The following is a 20,129-nucleotide window of genomic DNA, read 5'->3' on the forward strand; positions in this document are numbered from 1 at the left end:
CACACGGAGGGAACGGAGGAAACGGAGGGTTTGCTCATCATCCCTCCGTTTCCTCCGTTCCCTCCGTGTGAGTCATTCTGTTGGGTCAGATCGCCCGATCAATCCGCAGATTCGGTGTGAGGCTGGCGGCGCGGTCAGCCCTGCAGCGACACCACGGCCGCGCGGAGCGTCGCCGGCGTCCTGAAGGTCTCCGGCATCAGCAGGTCGTCGGTGAACGTCACGCCGAACTCGGTCTCCACCTCCAGCAGCAGGTCGATGATCCGCATGGAGTCGAGGCCCAGCGTCTTCAGCTCGGTGTCCATCGGCACCTCGAGCGCGGCGGGGTGGCCCAGCACGCGGCGGATGGCCTTGAGCACGCGGGCGTCGGTGGCGTCGGCGGTCAGCAGAGTGGCATCCATCTCAGGCGCGTCCGTTGAAGTGGGGGAGGAAGTCGCGCATCCGGCGGACGCCCTCCACGATGTGCTCCTCGGTGGCCCCGAAGGAGAGGCGCAGGAAGCCCTCGCCGGCCTGGCCGAAGAAGATCCCGGGGAGGGTGACCACGCCGGCGTCGCGCGCCAGCGCCTCGGCCAGCGCGTTCGAGTCGGAGGTGATCCCCCGCACGTCGAGGAAGACGAAGAGCGAGCCCTCCGACGGCGTGGAGGGAAGCCCCAGCTCCTCGTCGATCGCCCGGCACAGGAGGAGGCGCTTGGCGGAGAGCTCGTCGCGCGTGTAGGAGAGCCAGCGCGGATCGCGGAACGCCTCGCGCGCCACGATCTGCGAGACGGAGCTGGCGCACATCACCGTGTAGGTGTGGATCGCGTTCGTCGCCTGGGCCAGCGCGCGCGGCGAGAGCACCCAGCCCAGCCGCATCCCCATCAGCGAGCAGCACTTGGAGAGGCCGCCCACCACGATGGCCCGGTCGGTCAGCTCGCCCATCGAGGTCGGGCAGCGGCCGTAGAAGAGCTCGCGGTAGATCTCGTCGGCCACGATCCAGCACCCGCTGGCCTCGGTCACGCGCACCAGCCCCTCCACCTGCTCGCGGGAGAAGGTCCGTCCCGTGGGATTGCACGGGTTGGAGAGGACCACGGCGCGCGTGCGCGGGCCGATCAGCCCGGCGATGGCGTTAAGGTCCAGGTCGAACCCCTCGTCGGGCGAGCAGGGCGCGGCCACCACCTCGATCCCGAGGATCTCGGCGATGCGGCGGAAGCACCAGAAGTTCGGCTCCACCACGATCACCTGGTCGCCCGGGTCGGCCACGGCGCCCAGCGCGGCGAACAGCCCCTCCATCGCCCCCACGGTGATGACGACCTGGTCGACGGAGGTGACGTGGCCGAACCCGTGGTGGGCGCGCACCGCCTCGCGCAGCTCCGGGTCGCCCGCGCCGATGGTGTAGCCCAGCGGCTCGCGCAGGTACGCCCCGAACCCCGCCTCCAGCAGCTCCGCGGACGGGCCCTGGCGCGGCTCGCCCACCGACAGGTCGACCGAGTCTTCCCGGCGGATGGAGAGGAGCCGCCGCAGCGCCGAGGTGCTCAGCCGCGCGGCGCGTGCGGACGGCCCGAGGACGCGCCGCTCCGTCTCCAGCGGGAGGGAGGGGACGGCGGAGAGGACGGCGCTCACGAGTGCGCCGCTCCGTTGCCGTTCCCGTTGCCGAGCTTGCCCAGGTAGAAGCGCAGCCGCGCGTTGGGCGAGATCAGCTCGTGGCGGATCAGCGTGCAGCCGGCGTCCTCCACGATGCCGCGCCAGTCGTCGGGCCAGCGGGGCGAGCCCTGCAGCGAAAGCGGGTGGATGAACCAGTAGTTCAGCGCCCCGGTCTGCCCGGCGGGGTCCGCCGCCAGCCCGTCGACGTCGGGCGGCTCGCTCTCGAAGAAGATGAAGTGCCGCCCCGGGAGCGTCTTGCGCAGCGACGTGAGGGTCTCGACGATGGCCTGGCGCCCGCCGCGACCCATCTCGTGCAGGATGTACATCGCGGTCACCACGTCCACGCCGTCGGCGATGCTGGCGGGAAGCGGCAGGCCGTCGGGCCCGAGCTCGGCCACGTGCCAGGCGATGCGGTTCTCCAGCCCGAAGTCGCGGGCGTGCTCGCGGGCCATCTCCACCGCGTCGGCGTCCATGTCCACCCCGATCGCCTGCAGCCCGTCGAACTGGCGCGCCAGCTGGATCAGGAACCCGCCGGTCCCGCACCCCAGGTCCAGCACCCGCGACGCGCCGATCTCCTGCATCACCGAAAGCACCTTGGGGATCCCGGAGATGCAGTTGATCTCCTCCGTCCCCTTGGCCGCGTGCTTGGTCGAGCGGTGCAGGTCGGAGAGCTGGATCTCGCCCCGCGCGGCGCGGTTCAGGTTCTGGAGGATGCCGCCGTAGCCGCCCACGTACAGGTCGATCAGCCCGCGGAAGTAGCTGTTGTGGTACTTCCGACCGCGCTCGGAGAGACCGTAGTGCTCGCCGTCGCGGGTGAGGAAGCCGAGCGCGTTCAGGTAGACGATGCAGGTCTCGAAGACGGTGCGGTCCACCGCCAGCTCCGCCACCACCTCGTCCACGGTGAAGCGCGGGTGCGACTTGGCGTACTCGTAGAAGCCGTTGTCCCACAGGGCCAGCAGCGCCTGGCACAGGAAGTAGTGGGTGACCAGCTCCCGGATCTCGGGCATCAGCGAGCGGTCCGTTCCCAGGAGCGTAGCCGCCTCGCGGCCCTCGTCCAGAAGGTCGATGGTCATTCGAATACCTCTTGGTTGTCAGGAAGATGGAAGCCCAGCGGAAGCCGGGGGAGCGGCTCGGCCCGGGGAACGCGCGTGGCCCACGCCAGCGTCACCAGGTCGCGGTCGACGACCAGGAAGCGCCCCTCCACCGGCATGGCCGCCCACCCGCGCAGGTCGGCCGGGAGCGAGGCCACGCGCCACCGCCCCACGGCCACGTCGAGCCGGATGCCGACCTCGAGGAAGTCGATGAAGCGGCGCGCGTGGGGATAGAGCGCCTTGTACAGCGCCTCTTTCGCGGAGAAGATCACCTTGTAGGGATCGATCCCGCCGCCGGACCACGCGGGCGCGGCGCGCAGCTCCTCCACGGTGCAGATCAGCCCGCGCAGCTCGGGCGAGAGCGGCTCGATCGAGTCCAGGTCGGCCCCCAGCGCGGGGACGTCGTCGGTCCGCGCCGCCACCGCCAGGCAGATCTCGCGGCTGTGGGAGATGGTGCCCACGTACCCCTTGGCCCACACCGGCTCGCGGTTGGCGCCCACGGGGATGGCGCGGTGGGGCAGCCCCAGCGCCGAGAGCGCGGCCCGGGCGCACCGCCGCCCGGTGGAGAACTCGCGCACCCGCTGCGGCACCGCCCGCGCCACCGCCTGGCGCTCCACGGGATGGAGCGCGTGGTGGTGGTCGCCGATCTCGTGGACGTCGAGCGCCGCGCCCGCGGGAAGGATCGCCCGGAGGCGGTGGGCCAGGCGGCTGGCGCGCGCGTGCCGCCCGGTGAGGGTGTTCAGCGATACGGGCACGGTGACCTCAGGCGGAGGGGAAGGAGAACGATTCGCCGGCCGCCTCGGCCAGGCGCGCGAGCTCCTCGGGGTCGAACTGGGCCAGCTGCGCGTCCACCACCCGCTCGGCCAGCGTGGCCAGCACCGGCGCCTCGAAGATCTCCCTCATCCCCAGGTCCACCCCCACCTCGTCGCGGATGCGCGTGGCCACCCGCACCACCAGCAGGGAGTGGCCGCCCAGCTCGAAGAAGTCGTCGTTCCGGCCGACGCGGGCCACCCCCAGCACCTCGGCCCAGATCTCCGCCAGCAGCTCCTCCGTCTCCCCCTCGGGCGCCTCCCAGGCGCGCCGGGCATAGGCGTCCGCGTCGGGCGCGGGCAGGGCGCGGCGGTCCACCTTGCCGCTGGTGGTGAGCGGGAGCCGCTCCAGCCGCACGTACGCCGCGGGCACCATGTACTCCGGCAGCTGCTCGCCCAGGTGGGTGCGCAGCACCTCGGCCCCGACCTCCGGGCCCACGTAGTAGGCGACGAGGCGCTGCAGCCCCGGCTCGTCCTCGCGCGCGGCGACGACGGCCTCGCGCACCGCCGGGTGGGCGGCCAGCTTGGCCTCGATCTCGCCCAGCTCCACGCGGAAGCCGCGGATCTTCACCTGGAAGTCGGCGCGGCCCTGGAACTCGAGCGTGCCGTCGGCGCGCCAGCGGCCGAGGTCGCCCGTGCGGTAGAGCCGCGCGCCGCCGCCCGCGAACGGGTCGGGGACGAAGCGCTCGGCCGTCAGCGCCGGCCGGTCCAGGTAGCCGCGCGCCACCTGCACCCCGCCGATCAGGATCTCGCCCGTGACGCCCACCGGCGCCGGCGCACCCCTCTCGTCGAGCACGTAGATGCGGCAGTTCGGCGTCGGACGACCCAGGCTGGCGCCGACCGCCTCGCCCTCGACGGGGCGCCGCCGGGTGACGGCGACGGTCGCCTCGGTCGGCCCGTACATGTGGTCCAGCGTGACGCCCGGCAGCCGCGAGCGCAGCCGCCCCATCAGCCCCGCCGGCAGCGGCTCGCCGCCGCTGAGGACCTGCCTCAGGCTGGTGCAGCCGGCGACGTCCGGATGCTCGAGGAACTCCAGCAGCATCGACGGCGGGAAGGTGGCCGTGGTGACGCCGGCGCGGCGGATCAGCTCCACCAGGTGGGCCGGGTCGCGGTGCCCCTCGGGGCGCACGACGACGAGCCGCGCGCCCACGGTCAGCGGCCAGAAGAACTCGCGCACGGAGACGTCGAAGCTCGACGACATCCGCTGCAGCATGGCGTCGCCGCCGCCGAGCGCCCACGTCTCCTGCGCCCAGGCCAGGGCGTTGGCCACGTTGGCGTGCGTGTTCATCACCCCCTTGGGCTTGCCCGTGGAGCCGGAGGTGTAGATCACGTACGCCAGGTTCGCCGGGCTCCCCATCCGCGCCGGGTTCGTCTCCGGCCCGGCGGGGAGATCTCCATCGACCGCGACGACCGGCATCTCCAGACCCTCGAAGATCGAAGCCAGACCGTCGCGCTGCCGCGTCTTCGTCAGCACCGCCGCCGGCGCGCTGTCGGCCAGCATGTAGCGCAGGCGATCCGACGGATAGTCGGGGTCCAGCGGCACGTACGCGCCGCCGGCCTTGAGCACGCCGAAGAGCGCCACCGGCATCTCCGCGCTGCGCTCCATGCACACGGCCACCCGCGCGTCGGGCCCCACGCCCAGCGCGCGGAGGTGGTGCGCAACCCGGTTCGCCCGCCGGTTCAGCTCGGCGTAGGTGAGCGACTCGTCCTCGAAGACGACGGCGACGGCGTCGGGCGTGCGCTCAACCTGCCGCTCGAATAGCTCGTGGATGCACAGGCCGCCCTCGTACGCCGAGTCGGTGCGGTTCCACTCCTCCACCACCCGCGCCCGCTCGCCCTCGTCGGCCAGCGCCAGCGCGGCCACGGGCTGCGCGTCGTCCGCCACCATCTGCTCCAGCACCCGGCGCAGGTAGCCGACGTAGCGCCGCACCGTCTCCTCGTCGAACAGCGCGGTGGCGTAGAGCAGGACGCCGCGCATCCGCCCCTCCACCTCGGAGAGGGTGAGGGCCAGGTCGTACCGCGCGGTCGCCGCCGCCTCGCCGCCCACGGGCGACGCGTCCAGCTCCGGCAGCTCCAGCGGGCCGCCGGGGTTGTTCTGGACGGTGAACATCACCTGGAAGAGCGGGTTGTGCGCCAGGCTGCGCACCGGGTCCACCAGCTCCACCACCCGCTCGAAGGGGATGTCGCCGTTCTGCTGCGCCCCCAGCGTGGTGGCCTTCACCTGCTTGAGGAGATCGGCCACGGTGGGCGAACCGCCCACCCCCACGCGCAGCGCCAGCGTGTTCACGAAGAAGCCGATCAGCCCCTCGATCTCGCGCTGCCCGCGGTTGGCCGTGGGTGTGCCGACTACGACGTCTTCCTGCCCGGCGAGCCGGCTCAGCACCGTGGCCCACCCGGCGAGCAGCGTCATGTACATCGTCGTCCCATGCCGCCGGGAGAGCGCCTTCAGCCCCGCGGTCAGCGTCTCGTCCAGCTCGATCCCGCGCAGCACCGCGCCGGCGAAGTCCGGCCGCTCGGGGCGCGGGCGGTCGGTCGGCAGGGTGAGGACGGCGGGGACGCCCTGCAGCGTCTCGGTCCACCACCGGGCCTGCGCCTCGAGCGTGGCGTCGTCGAGGGCGCGCCGCTGCCAGACGGCGTAGTCGGCGTACTGGATGGGAAGCGGCGGAAGGGGATCGGGCCTGCCCGCGCGGTAGGCGGCGTACAGCTCGCCCAGCTCGCGGTGGAACACCCCCGACGACCAGCCGTCGAAGACGATGTGGTGCAGGGTGACCAGCAGCACGTGCTCGTCGGCCGCCAGGCGGACCAGGCGGGCGCGGAAGAGCGGACCGTGCTCCAGGTCCAGCGGCGCGGTGGACTCCGCCGCCATCGCCAGCTGCAGCGCCCCGTCCACGTCCTCCACGCCCTGCAGGTCGTCGAGCTCCAGCGCGAAGGCGTGCTCCTCGACCGAGGCGATGCGCTGGCGGGGAACGCCGTCCACCTGCACGAAGCGGGTGCGCAGCGCCTCGTGCCGCGCCACGATCCGGGCCAGCGCCCGCTCCAGCGCGACCTCGTCCAGCTCGCCGCGGAGACGGGTCGCGTGGAAGATGCGGTACGCCCAGGCGTCGGCGCCCAGCGAATCCAGGAACCACATCCGCTGCTGCGCGTAGCTCAGCGGCGGATGCACACCGTGCACGCGCGGGGTGATCGCCGGCAGCGCGCTGCGGCGCGAGGACTCGGCGCCGCGCGCGAAGTCGGCCAGCACAGGGCGCTCGAACAGGTCCAGCAGCGACACCTCGGTGCCCAGCGCCTCACGGACGCGGGAGATGACCTGCACCGCCAGCAGCGAGTGGCCGCCCAGCTCGAAGAAGCCGTCGTTGCGCCCCACGCGCTCCACGCCCAGCAGCTCCGCCCAGATGGCGGCCACCGCGGCCTCGGCCTCGCTCACCGGCGCCTCGTAGGCGCGGCGGGCGTAGGCGTCCTCGGCCGGCGCGGGAAGCGCGCGGCGGTCCAGCTTGCCGGTGGGGGTCAGTGGCAGGCTCTCCAGCCGCACGTAGGCGGCGGGCACCATGTGCTCGGGGAGCCGCTCGCCCAGGTGCGCCCGCAGCGCCTCGGCCCCGGCGTCGGCGCCCAGGTAGTACGCCACCAGGCGCTGGTCGCCCGGCGCATCCTCGCGCGCCGCCACCACGGCCTCGCGCACGGAGGGGTGCTCGGCCAGGCGCGCCTCGATCTCGCCCAGCTCCACCCGGAAGCCGCGCACCTTCACCTGGAAGTCGTTGCGGCCCAGGAACTCCAGCATCCCGTCGGGCCGCCAGCGCGCCAGGTCGCCCGTGCGGTACAGGCGCGCGCCGGGCTCGCGCCCGAACGGATCGGGGACGAAGCGCTCGGCCGTCAGCGCGGCCCGGCCCAGGTATCCACGCGCCACGCTGGCGCCGCCGATGTACAGCTCGCCGGCCACGCCGACGGGCACGGGCTGGCCGGAGCGGTCGAGGAGATACGTGCGGCTGTTGGCCATCGGGCGGCCGATCGGCACCCGCGCGTCCGTCATCCCCCCACAGTCCAGCGCGGCGACGGCCGTGGCGGCCTCGGACGGGCCGTAGAGGTTGTGGATGGTGGCGCCGGAGAGCCGCTCGCGCGACCGCGCCAGCAGCGAGCCGGGGAGCACGTCGCCGCCGCACAGCACGCGGCGCACCCTGGCCAGGCTCGCCACCTCGGGACGGTCGACCAGCAGCTGCAGGAGCGCGGGGACGGCATTCAGCGCGGTGACGCCCTCGCGCCGCATCAGCCGCACGAGCGCCTCGGGGTCGGGGCGCGCGCCCTCGGCCAGCACGATCCGCGCGCCCACCGTCAGCGGCCACACCAGCTCGCGGATCGAGCCGTCGAAGCTGAGCGTGGTGTGGCTCAGCATCGTCTCGTCCTGACCCAGCCGCCACGCGGCCTGCGCCCACGACACGCGCTGCACCACGTTGCCGTGCGTGTTCATCACCCCCTTGGGGCGCCCGGTGGAGCCCGAGGTGTAGATCACGTACGCCAGATTCTCCGGCCCCACTCCCGCCCGCGCCGGGTTCGACTCCGGCCCGTCCGCCGCCTCGCCAATGGAGAGGACGGGGACGTCCAGCCCGGCAACGAGATCCGCCATCGTCCCGCGCTGGGCGGCGTCGGCCAGCACGCACGCCGGCGCGCTGTCCTCGAGCATGTAGCGCAGCCGGTCCTCGGGATACGCCGGGTCCAGCGGCACGTACGCCCCGCCGGCCTTCAGCACGCCGAGCATCGCCACCACCATCTCGGGGCTGCGCTCCAGGCAGACGGCCACGCGGACGTCCGGGCCCACGCCCCGCGCCGCGAGGTGGTGCGCCACCCGGTTCGCCCGGCGGTTCAGCTCGGCGTACGTCACCTCGTCGTCGTGGAACACCAGCGCCACCGCGTCGGGCGTGCGCTCCGCCTGGCGCTCGACCAGCTCGTGGATGGTCGCCTCGCGCGGATACTCCATCTCCGTGGCGTTCCACTCGTCCACCACGAACGAGCGCTCGGCGCCGGAAAGGAGCGCCAGCTCGTCCACGCGCAGGGTGTCGTCGGCGGCCATCTGCTGCAGCGCGCGGCGCAGGTAGCCCGCGTAGCGCCGCACCGTGCCCTCGTCGAACAGCGCGGTGGCGTACTCCAGCTCGCCCTCGATGCGGCCGCTCTCCTCCTCGAGCGAGAGGGAGAGGTCGAACTTGGCCATCACCGCCGACGTGCCGGGGAGCTGCTGCATCTCCAGCCCCGGGAACTCCAGCGCGCCGCCGGGATTGTTCTGCAGTGAGAGCATCACCTGGAAGAGCGGGGCGTGCGCCACGCTGCGCGCGGGATCGACCACCTCCACCACGCGCTCGAAGGGGATGTCCTGGTTGGCCTGCGCGCCCAGCGAGCGCGCCTTCACCCGCCCCAGCAGCTCCGCCACCGTCGGCGAGCCCGAGACGTCCACGCGCAGGGCGAGGGTGTTGACGAAGAAGCCGATCAGCCCCTCGATCTCGCGCCGCCCACGGTTGGCCGAGGGCGAGCCGACGACGACGTCCGCCTGGCCGGAGAGACGGCTGAGGACGGCCGCCCACCCGGCCAGCAGCGTCATGTACAGCGTCGTCCCGTGGCGCCGGGAGAGCGCCTTCAGCGCCGCGGTCAGCGTCTCGTCCAGCTCCACGCGGACGGACGCGCCGGTGTGGTCCATCCGCGCCGGGCGAGGACGGTCCGCCGGCAGCTCCAGCAGCGCCGGCGCGCCGGCCAGCGCCTGGCGCCAGTACGACGCCTGCGCCTCGATCACCTCGCCCTCGATCCAGCGGCGCTGCCAGACGGCGTAGTCCGCGTACTGGATCGGCAGCGGCGGAAGGGGATTCTCCCCGCCCGCGCGGAAGGCGGCGTAGAGCGCGCCAAGCTCGCGGCTGAACACCCCCGACGACCATCCGTCGGAGACGATGTGGTGCATGGTGATGAGGAGGACGTGGTCGTCCGCCGCCATGCGGATGAGCCGGCCGCGGATCAGCGGCCCGTGCTCCAGGTCGAACGGCGCCTCGGCCTCGTCCTCCATCAGTCCCGCCAGCGTCTCCTCCGCCGCGGGATCAGCCGTCAGGTCGTGCTCGATGAGAGCGAAACGCGTCTCGGATGCGATGCGCTGCACCGGCGCGCCGTCCACCTGCGCGAACGACGTGCGCAGCACCTCGTGCCGCGCGACCAGCGCATCGAGCGCGCGCACCAGCGCGTCGCGGTCCAGCTCGCCACGCAGGCGGCGGCGGCGCGGCACGTGGTAGGTGCTCCCCAGGTTGCCCAGCTGCTCCAGGAACCAGAGCCGCTGCTGCGCGAAGGAGAGGGGCAGATCGGATTCCCGCTCGGCGACCTCGATCGCGGGAAGCTCGGCGTGCGCCGCGGCGTCGACCGCGCGCGCGAAGTCGGAAAGGACGGGGCGCTCGAAGACGTCGCGCAGCGCCACCTCGGCACCCAGCGCCTCGCGCACGCGACTGGTCACCTGCACCGCGAGCAGCGAGTGGCCGCCCAGGTCGAAGAAGCTGTCGTGCCGCCCCACGCGCTCGGTGCCCAGCACCTCGCACCAGATCCCCGCCAGCACCTCCTCGGTCGTCCCCACCGGCGGCTCGTAGGCGCGGCGCGCGTAGGCGTCCTCGGCCGGCGCGGGAAGCGCGCGGCGGTCCACCTTGCCGCTGGAGCCGAGCGGGATGTGGTCCAGCCACACGTAGGCGGCGGGGACCATGTGCTCCGGCAGCCGCGCGGCCAGGTGCGCCCGCAGCGCGGCGACGTCGACGTCCTCGGCGCCGACGCAGTAGGCGACCAGGCGCTGGTCGCCCGGGCCATCCCTGCGGGCGATGACGACGGCCTCGCACACCGACGGGTGCTCGAGGAGGCGCGACTGGATCTCGCCCAGCTCCACGCGGAAGCCGCGGATCTTCACCTGGAAGTCGGCGCGCCCCAGGAAGTCGAGCGCGCCGTCGGCGCGCCAGCGGCCCAGGTCGCCCGTGCGGTACAGGCGCGCGCCCGGCTCGCGGCCGAACGGATCGGGGACGAAGCGCTCGGCGGTCAGCTCGGGCCGGTTCAGGTAGCCGCGCGCCACCTGCACGCCGCCGATGTAGACCTCGCCCGGCACGCCGGCGGGGACGGGGTCGCCGCGCCGGTCGAGCACGTAGACGCGGTTGTTGTCCAGCGGCCGGCCGATGGGGACGATCGCCCCGGAGTTCCCCGCCTCGTAGAGGATCGAGGTGGAGACGATCGACGCCTCGGTGGCGCCGTACATGTTGCGCAGGCTCACGCCCAGGCGGCCGCGGAACTCCTCGGCCAGCTCGGCGGGAAGCGCGTCGCCGGCGCAGTTCACGTTGCGCAGCGAGGCCAGCTCGCCGAAGCGGGGATGCCGCAGGAGGGCGCGCAGCAGCTCGGGCACCACCCCCAGCGAGGTGATCCCGTGGCGCGCCACCAGGTCGATCAGCTCCGACGGGTCCATCGCCTCGCGCTCGCGCGGCAGCACCAGGCGGGCGCCGGCCAGCAGCGGAACGAAGAAGGCGGGAACCGACGCGTCGAAGGCCACCGGCCAGCGCTGCAGGATCCGGTCGTCGGGCGACGTCACCCAGACCTTCCGCATCCAGCCGAAGAAGTTCACCACGCCCCGGTGCGGGACGAGCACGCCCTTCGGATGCCCCGTCGAGCCGGAGGTATAGATGACGTACGCCAGGTGGTCGGGGGTCAGCCCCGCCGGCTGCGGATCCCAGTCCGGTCCGTTCGCCTCCGCGCCGCCGCCGAGGGCGACGACGGGAATCTCCATCTCCGCGAAGAGCGACTCGGCCGCCACCCGCTGCCCGGCGTGCGTCACCACCGCCGCGGGCGCGCTGTCGGCCAGCATGAAGCGCAGCCGGTCCTCGGGATACGCCGGGTCCAGCGGCACGTACGCACCGCCGGCCTTCAGCACGCCGAGCAGCGCCACCACTGTCTCCAGGCTGCGCTCCATGCAGATGGCCACGCGGCCGTCCGGCCCCACGCCGCGCGCGGCGAGATCGTGCGCCAGGCGGTTCGCCCGGCGATTCAGCTCGCCGTAGGTGATCGTCTCGCCCTCGAACTCCACGGCGACGACGTCCGGCGTGCGCTCCGCCTGCCGCTCGAAGAGCTGATGGATGCACGCGTCGGACGCGTACTCGGCTTCCGTGGCGTTCCACTCCTCCACCACCTCCCGCCGCTCGGCGTCGGAGAGGAGCGTCAGCTCGTCCACGCGCAGGCGGTCGTCGGCTACCATCTGCCGCAGCACGCGGCGCAGGTAGCCCAGGTAGCGCACCACCGTGGCCTCGTCGAACAGCGCGGTGGCGTACTGCAGCTCGCCCGCGATGCGGCTGGCGCCCTCCTCCAGCGACAGCGCCAGGTCGAACTTGGCGGTGGCGCCGGAGACGGACGGCAGCGGCGCCGGCTCCAGCCCCGGCAGCTCCGTCGTGCCCAGGTCGTTGGTCTGCCAGACGAACATCACCTGGAAGAGCGGCGTGTGCGCCAGGCTGCGCACCGGGTCGACCAGCTCCACCACGCGCTCGAAGGGGATGTCCTGGTTCTGCTGCGCCTCGAGCGTGGCCGCCTTCACCTGCCGCAGCAGCTCGGCCACGGTGGGCGTGTCGGAGAGGTCGACGCGCAGCGCCAGCGTGTTGACGAAGAAGCCGATCAGCCCCTCCACCTCGCGCCGCCCGCGGTCGGCCGACGGCGAGCCGACGACGACGTCGCCCTGGCCCGAGAGACGGCCGAGCGTGGCCGCCCACCCGGCCAGCAGCGTCATGAACAGCGTGGTGCCGTGGCGCAGCGACAGCGCCTTCAGCCCCGCCGTCAGCTCCTCGTCCAGCTCCACCCACACCGAGGCGCCCGCGTGGTCCATCCGCGCGGGACGCGGCCGATCCGTGGGGAGCTCGAGGAGCGCCGGCGCGCCGGCCAGCTTCCGCTGCCAGTACGCCGCCTGGGTCTCCAGCACCTCGCCCTCGATCCAGCGCCGCTGCCACGCGGCGTAGTCGGCGTACTGGATGGGGAGGGGGGAGAGGGGATTCGGCTCGCCCGCGCGGAAGGCGGCGTAGAGCGCGCCCAGCTCGCGGCCGAAGACGTCCGACGACCAGCCGTCGAAGATGATGTGGTGCACGGTGACCAGCAGGACGTGGTCGTCCGGCGCCATGCGGATCAGCCGGCCGCGCACCAGCGGGCCCTGCTCCAGGTCGAAGCGCGCCGTGGCCTCCTCCGCCAGCACCCGTACCAGCGCGTCCTCGGCGCCGGCGTCGCGGGTCAGGTCGATCTCCACCAGCGGGAAGCGGCTCTCCGCCGCCGGCGCGATGCGCTGCACCGGCGCGCCGTCCACCCGCGGGAAGGTGGTCCGCAGCGTCTCGTGCCGGGCGACCAGTGCGTCCAGCGCGCGCACCAGCGCGTCGCGGTCCAGCGCGCCGCGCAGACGGCGGCGCCAGCGCATCTGGTACGCGCTCCCCAGCCCGCCGAACTGCTCCAGGAACCAGAGCCGCTGCTGCCCGAACGACAGCGGCAGGTCGGCCCCGCGCTCGACCGCCTCGATGCGGGCGAGCTCGGTGTGGACCGCGTCTCCGAGCGCGCGGGTGAAGTCGGCCAGCACGGGGCGCTCGAAGAGGGCGCGCAGAGGAATCTCCGCCTGCAGCGCCTCGCGCACGCGGGTGATGGCCTGCACCGCCAGCAGCGAGTGCCCGCCCAGCTCGAAGAAGTGGTCGTTGCGGCCGACGCGGTCGACGCCGAGCACCTCGGCCCAGATCTCCGCCAGCGCCTCCTCCGTCTCCCCCATCGGGGCGACGAACTCGCGCGTGGACCAGGCGTCGCTCTCCGGCGCGGGCAGCGCCTTGCGGTCCGCCTTCCCGCTGGGGGTCATCGGCAGCGCCTCCAGCCGCACGAAGGCGGCGGGGACCATGTACTCCGGCAGGCGCGCGGCCAGGTGCTCGCGCAGCGCGGCGGCATCCACCTCGCCCTCGCCCGCCCAGTACGCCACGAGACGCTTCTCGCCCGGCGCGTCCTCGCGCGCGACGACCACGGTCTCGCGCACGTCGGGGTGGTCGGCCAGCTTCGCCTCGATCTCGCCCAGCTCGATGCGGAAGCCGCGGATCTTCACCTGGAAGTCGGTGCGGCCCAGGAACTCCAGCGTCCCGTCTGCCCGCCAGCGCGCCAGGTCGCCCGTGCGGTACAGCCGCGCGCCGGGCTCGCCCGAGAACGGGTCGGCGACGAACTTCTCCGCCGTCAGCTCGGGGCGGTTCAGGTAGCCACGCGCCACCTGGCCGCCGCCCACGTGGATCTCGCCCGCCACGCCCACGGGCGCGGGGCGGCCCTGCTCGTCGAGCACGTACACGCGCGCATGCAGCACCGGCCGGCCGATCGAGCGCCAGCTCTGCGGGTCGCGCGTGACCTCCTGGAGCGTCGCGTTGACCGTGGCCTCGGTGGGGCCGTAGAGGTTGCGCAGCTCGGGGAGATAGCCGCCGCGGCGGAACCAGGCCGCCAGCATCGCGGGCTCCACGGCCTCGCCGCCGGTCTCCACCAGGCGCACGCAGGGGGGGATGGCCACGCCCTCCTCGCCCACCAGCAGCTGCCAGAAGCGCACGGGGAGGTCGGTCACCGTCACCCCGTGGCGCTCGCAGCGGGCCCAGAAGGTCTCGGCGCTCTCCAGCCAGGCGTCGCTGCGCAGCACCGACGCGGCGCCGGACAGGATCGCCCCGAAGATCTGCTCCACCGACGCGTCGAAGGTCACCGGCGCGAACTGCAGCACGCGGTCGCCGGGGCCGATCCCCAGTCCCGCCTGCAGCCCCTCCACCTGCATGCACAGCGAGCGGTGCTCGACCATCACCCCCTTGGGCGTGCCGGTGGAGCCCGAGGTGTAGATCACGTACGCCACGTGCCGCGGCGTCAGCCCCGCGCGGGCGGGATTGACGTCAGGCTCGCCGGCAAACGCCTCCGGCGCGGAGAGGTCGACCAGCGGCACGCCGAAGCCGGCCAGCGCGTCCGCGAGGTGCGACTGCGTCAGCACCAGCGCGGGGGCGGCGTCCTGCAGCACGGCGGCGATGCGCTCGGCGGGATGGCTGGGGTCCAGCGGCACGTACGCGCCGCCGGCCTTCAGCACGCCCAGCAGCGCCACCATCATCTCCGCCCCGCGCTCCACGCACAGGGCGACGCGGACGTCCGGCCCCACGCCGCGCGCGGCCAGGTGGTGCGCCAGGCGGTTGGCGCGCCGGTTCAGCTCGCCGTACGTCAGCTCCACCTCGCCGGCGACGACGGCGATCGCCTCGGGGGCGCGCGCGGCGTGCTCCTCGAACAGGTCGGGGGCGCAGCGCTCGCGCGCGGGCGCCATCTCCCTGCGGTTCCACGCGTCGACGACGAGCCGACGCTCGCTCTCCGGCAGCACGTCGACCGCGGCGACGGCCGTCTCCGGCGCCGTCTCCAGCGCGTCGACCAGCCGCTCCAGCGCGGCGTGCATCAGCTCGGAGATCCGCGCCGGATCGATCGAGACGTCGACCTGCGGCGTCAGCGTGAAGCCCTCGCCCCAGTCGTCCACCGACAGCGTGAGCGGATAGTTGGTCCGCTCCTCGCCGCGCAGCATGCGGATCCCGTCCCACGCCTGCCGGCTCTCCGCCTCGTCCACGCGGATGCCGCCCGAGCCGCCGTCGCCGTAGCCGTGGCGGTAGTTGAGCAGGGTGGTGAAGAGCGGGGTGGGCGCCTGCACGCCGCTGCAGCGCTGCGCCAGCGCCAGCGACGCGTGCTCGTGCCGCAGCAGCCGCGCGAGGGTGCGATGCGTGTCGCGGACGGCGTCCTCCACGCCCTGCCCGTCGACGCGCACGCGGACGGGAAGGGTGTTGATGAACACACCGAGCACGCGGTCGGCGCCCTCGCCGCCTTGCATGCGGCCGAAGAGGAGGGTGCCGAACACCACGTCCGGCTGCCCCGACGCGCGCGACAGCACCTGCGCCCAGGCGACGTGGAAGAGGCTGGCCGCGCTCACCCCCAGCGCGCGCGCCCGGGCGCGCAGCCGGAGCGCGAGGTCGGAGTCCAGGTGACGCTCGGCCTCGTGCGTCTCCGACCCGTCGCTCAGCACGTCCATCAGGCCGAACGGCGCGGTGGGCTCGGCCACGTCGGCCAGCATCTCGCGGAAGAAGCGCTCGTGCTCGGCCGGCGTCAGCCCGGCGCGCGCCTGCGCCACGAAGTTGCGGAACGGCAGCGGCGCGGGAAGCTCGCCCGCGCGCCCCAGCAGGTGCGCCTGCACCTCGGCCTGCAGCACCTCGAGCGTGGTGTGGTCGCTGACCAGGTGGTGCATGCGCAGCAACAGCAGCCACCCGCCCTCGCCGTCCTGGGCGATGTAGGCGTGCAGCATGGGCGCGCGGCGCACGTCGATCCGGCTCTGCCGCAGGCTGCTCGCCCACAGCCGGCCGGCCGCGTCGCCCTCCGCCCCGTCGAGCTGAATCTCGTCGACGGGGAGATCGGCCGAGCGCCAGACGACCTGCACCGGCTCGCGCAGCCCCTCCCACACCACGCCGGTGCGGAAGATGTCGTGGCGGGCGATGATGGCCCGCAGCGCGCCCAGGTACGCGTCGAGCCGCTCGCGGCCGGCGAAGCCGAGGAGGCTCACCAGCAGGTAGGGATCGTCGTCGCCGTGGCTCAGCAGGTGGTGGAAGAGGATGCCTTCCTGCAGCGGGGCCAGCGGGTAGATGTCCTGCACGTTGGCGGCGCCGCCCTCCACGCCCGCGACGATGCGGTCGATCTCCCCCTGGCTCAGCTCCACCAGCGGCAGCATCTCCGGGCGGATGCGATCGCACCCGGCGGGGATGGCGTTGGCGGGGACGACCACCTCGGCGGATTCGCCGCTGACCAGCGCGGCCAGCTCGGCCAGCGTGGGCGCGGTGAACAGCGCGGGGATGTCGGCGTGCAGCCCGTGCGGCCGCATCCGCGCGATCAGCGTCACCACCAGCAGCGAGTGGCCGCCCAGCTCGAAGAAGTTGTCGTGCCGGCCCACGCGCTCCACGCCCAGCACCTCGGCCCAGATCTCCGCCAGCGTCTCCTCGGTCTCACCCACCGGCGGCTCGTAGGCGCGCCGCGCGTACGCGTCCGCGCCGGGGGCGGGAAGCGCGCGGCGGTCGACCTTGCCGTTCTGCGTGAGCGGAAGCGCCTCCAGCCGCACGTAGGCGGCGGGGACCATGTGCTCCGGCAGCCCGGCCAGGTGCGCGCGCAACTCGTCGATCCCGATCTCCGGGCCCGCGTAGTACGCCACCAGGCGCTTATCGCCCGGCGAGTCCTCGCGCGCCACGACGACGGCCTCGCGCACGTCGGGATGGTCGGCGAGGCGCGCCTCGATCTCGCCCAGCTCGATGCGGAAGCCGCGGATCTTCACCTGGAAGTCGTTGCGGCCCAGGTACTCCAGCATCCCGTCCGCCCGCCAGCGCGCCAGGTCGCCGGTGCGGTACAGCCGCGCGCCCACCTTGCCGGAGAACGCGTCGGGGACGAAGCGCTCCGCCGTCAGCTCGGGACGGTTCAGGTAGCCGCGCGCCAGCTGCACGCCGCCGATGTGGATCTCGCCCGTGACGCCCACCGGCACCGGCTCACCCGAGGCGTCCAGCACGTAGATGCGCGAGTTGGCGATCGGACGACCGATCGGCACCGATGCCGCACGATCGCGCTCCGCGTCGAAGCGGTGGATCATGCAGCCGACGGTCGCCTCGGTCGGCCCGTACTCGTTGTAGATCTCCGCACCGCCCAGCGCGCGCTGCGCGGCTTCGGCCACGGCCGTCTTCAGGTCCTCGCCGCCGAGGATCAGCGCGCCCAGGCGGCGCGTCTCCTCATCCCCCTGCTGCAGCAGCGCGAGGTGCGCCGGCGTCAGCTTAGCGACGTCGACCCGGTCCTCCCCGATCACCCGCAGGACGGGGAGATCGGAAGCCTCTCCCTCGCGGTACACCACGATCGTCCCGCCCGTGATGAGGGGGACGTAGATCGAGGTGACGGTGAGGTCGAACGCGATCGACGAGTAGAGCGGGAAGGTGCTCGCCTGGCCGCCAGCGTAGGTGTTCGCCGCCCAGGTGGCGTAGTGCGTGAGACCGCGATGGGGGACGACGACGCCCTTGGGACGGCCGGTGGAGCCAGAGGTGTAGATGACGTACGCCGCGTGCTCGGGAGTGACCGCGCGCGCCGGGTTCGTCTCCGCCTGATCGGCCCACGCCTCCGCATCGGCATCGACGCGAACCAGCGGCAGGGTGGCGTCCGCGAAGCGCTCCGGCAGCGAGCCGTGCGTCAGCAGCAGCGCGGGCGCGCTGTCGGCGAGCATGTACTGCAGGCGCTCGTCGGGGTAGCCGGGATCCATCGGCACGTACGCGCCTCCGGCCTTGATGACGGCGAGCAGCGCCACCACCATCTCCAGGCTGCGCTCCATGCATACGGCCACCGGCACGTCCGGCCCGACGCCCATCCCCGCGAGGTGGTGCGCGAGGCGGTTCGCGCGGGCGTTCAGCTCCGCGTAGGTCAGCGACTCGCCCTCGAACTCCGCGGCGACGGCGTGCGGCGTGCGCTCCACCTGCCGCTCGAACAGCTCGTGCACGCAGCGGTGGCCCGGGAACGGCGAGTCCGTCGCGTTCCACTCCTCCACCACCTGCCGCCGCTCGCCGTCCGAGAGCAGCGCCAGCTCGTCCACGCGCAGCGTGTCGTCCGCCACCATCTGCTCGAGGACGCGGCGGAAGTAGCCCACGTGCCGCAGCACCGTCGCCTCGTCGAACAGCGCGGTGGCGTACTCCAGCCGGCCGGAGATGCGGTCGTTCCCCTCTTCGAGCGAGAGGTCCAGGTCGAACTTCGCCGTCGTCCCCGAAACCGCGGGGAGCGCCGCGGCCTCAACGCCGGGAAGCTCCAGCGGCGCGCCGTCGTTGTTGTGCCAGGTGAACATCACCTGGAAGAGCGGCGTGTGCGCCAGGTTGCGCACGGGATCGGCGATCTCGACGACCCGCTCGAAGGGGATGTCCTGGTTCCGCTGCGCGCCCAGCGTGCCGACCTTGGCCTGCGCCAGCAGCTGCGCCACCGTGGGCCGCGCGGAGAGGTCGAAGCGCAGCGCCAGCGTGTTGACGAAGAAGCCGATCAGCCCCTCGATCTCGCGCCGCCCGCGGTTGGCCGTCGGCGCGCCGATGACCACGTCGCGCTGGCCCGAGAGCCGGCTCAGCACCGTCGCCCATCCCGCCAGCAGCGTCATGAAGAGCGTGGTGCCGTGACGGCGGCCCAGCGAGCGCAGCCCCTCCGTCAGCGCCGCGTCGAACTCCAGCGACACCGAGCCGCCTCGATGGTCCATCCGCAACGGACGCGGGCGGTCGGTGGGGAGCTCGAGCAGCGCGGGCGCGCCGGCCAGCGCCTCGCGCCAGTACGACGCCTGCGCCTCGAGCACATCGCCCTCGACGAAGCCACGCTGCCAGACGGCGTAGTCCGCGTACTGGACGGGGAGCGGGAGAAGGGGATCGGGCTGCCCCGCGCGGAACGCGGCGTACAGCGCGCCCAGCTCGCGGCTGAACACGCCCAGCGACCACCCGTCCGAGACGATGTGGTGCATGGTGACGAGGAGGACGTGGTCGTCCTCGGCCATGCGCACCAGCCGGCCGCGGAGCAGCGGGCCGTGCTCCAGGTCGAACGGCGCGACGGCCTCCTCGGCCGTCAGCCGCGCCAGCGTCTCCTCCGCGGCCGCGTCGCCACGGAGATCGTGCTCGGCCAGCGCGAAGCCGCCTTCCAGCGCCGGCGCGATACGCTGCACCGGCGCGCCGTCCTCGAGCGCGAACGTGGTCCGCAGCGCCTCGTGGCGCGCGACCAGCGTGTCGAGCGCGCGAAGCAGGGCGTCGCGGTCCAGCGCGCCGCGCAGGCGGAAGCCGCGCGGGATGTGGTAGGTGCCGCCCAGGTTGCCGAGCTGTTCCAGGAACCACAGCCGCTGCTGCGCGAAGGAGAGCGGCAGGTCGCCGTCCCGCTCCACCGTCTCGATCTCCGAGAACGCGGAGGGCGGCGTCCGCTCCACCATCGCGGCGAAGTCGGCCAGGACGGGGCAGAGGAAGAGGACCTGCGGCGGAAGGTCGCGCCCCAGCGCGTCGCGCACGCGCGAAAGCACGCGCACGGCCAGCAGCGACTGACCGCCGTTCTCGAAGAAGTTGTCGTGCCGGCCGACGCGCTCCATCCCCAGCACCTCGGCCCAGATCCCCGCCAGCACCTGCTCCGTCTCGCCGACGGGAGGCTCGTAGCCGCGGGTGACCCAGGCGTCGTCGCCGGGCTCGGGGAGCGCGCCGAGGTCCACGGAGCCGTCTTCCGCGCGCGGGAAGGCGTCCAGGCGCATGTAGCCGCCCGGCACCATGTACTCGGGCAGGTGCCCCAGCATGTGCGCGCGGAGGCTCTCCCCTGCCACTTCGACGCCGGGCTCGGCCAGGTAGTAGGCGATCAGGCCCTTCTCGCGGGCCGCTAGCCTGCGGTTGTCCACCACCGCGTCACGGACCGCGGGATGCTGGACGAGCGCGGCCCGGATCCGCTCGAGGTCGACCTGGCGGCCTCGGACGTTCCGCACCCATTCCAGCGCCCGGGCAAGGCCCGCGGTCTCTTGTTCGCTCTTCATGCACCCACCGTTGATTGCCGGCCCGCCAGCCCTTCGGCTCGC

5 protein-coding genes are annotated in these 20,129 nt (G+C 73.5%); all 5 read right to left on the minus strand.

Features of this window, described 5'->3' with window-relative positions:
• Positions 1-134: 134 nt before the first annotated feature.
• Genes VF092_29050 through VF092_29070 form a run of 5 tightly spaced genes read right to left on the minus strand, consistent with a single transcriptional unit; the run spans position 135 to position 20,087 of the window.
• Entirely contained in the window at positions 135-398 is a 264-nt protein-coding gene (locus VF092_29050) for a phosphopantetheine-binding protein (protein ID HEX6751375.1), read from the minus strand.
• Between the two features lies 1 nt (position 399).
• Positions 400-1,596, minus strand: coding sequence for a pyridoxal phosphate-dependent aminotransferase (locus VF092_29055; protein ID HEX6751376.1), 1,197 nt, complete (start codon positions 1,594-1,596; stop codon positions 400-402).
• Positions 1,593-2,690 carry a class I SAM-dependent methyltransferase gene (locus tag VF092_29060; GenBank protein HEX6751377.1) on the minus strand — a complete coding sequence of 366 codons (1,098 nt, stop codon included), beginning with the start codon at positions 2,688-2,690 and terminating at the stop codon, positions 1,593-1,595. The genes VF092_29055 and VF092_29060 overlap by 4 nt, the downstream gene beginning before the upstream one ends.
• Positions 2,687-3,463 carry a 4'-phosphopantetheinyl transferase superfamily protein gene (locus tag VF092_29065; GenBank protein HEX6751378.1) on the minus strand — a complete coding sequence of 259 codons (777 nt, stop codon included), beginning with the start codon at positions 3,461-3,463 and terminating at the stop codon, positions 2,687-2,689. The genes VF092_29060 and VF092_29065 overlap by 4 nt, the downstream gene beginning before the upstream one ends.
• A 7-nt stretch (positions 3,464-3,470) precedes the next feature.
• Positions 3,471-20,087: a non-ribosomal peptide synthase/polyketide synthase gene (locus VF092_29070; GenBank protein HEX6751379.1), complete on the minus strand. Its 16,617-nt coding sequence runs from the start codon at positions 20,085-20,087 to the stop codon at positions 3,471-3,473.
• Between the last annotated feature and the right edge of the window lie 42 nt (positions 20,088-20,129).

The sequence above is a fragment of the Longimicrobium sp. genome (assembly GCA_036377595.1).
Classification (GTDB): Bacteria; Gemmatimonadota; Gemmatimonadetes; order Longimicrobiales; family Longimicrobiaceae; genus Longimicrobium.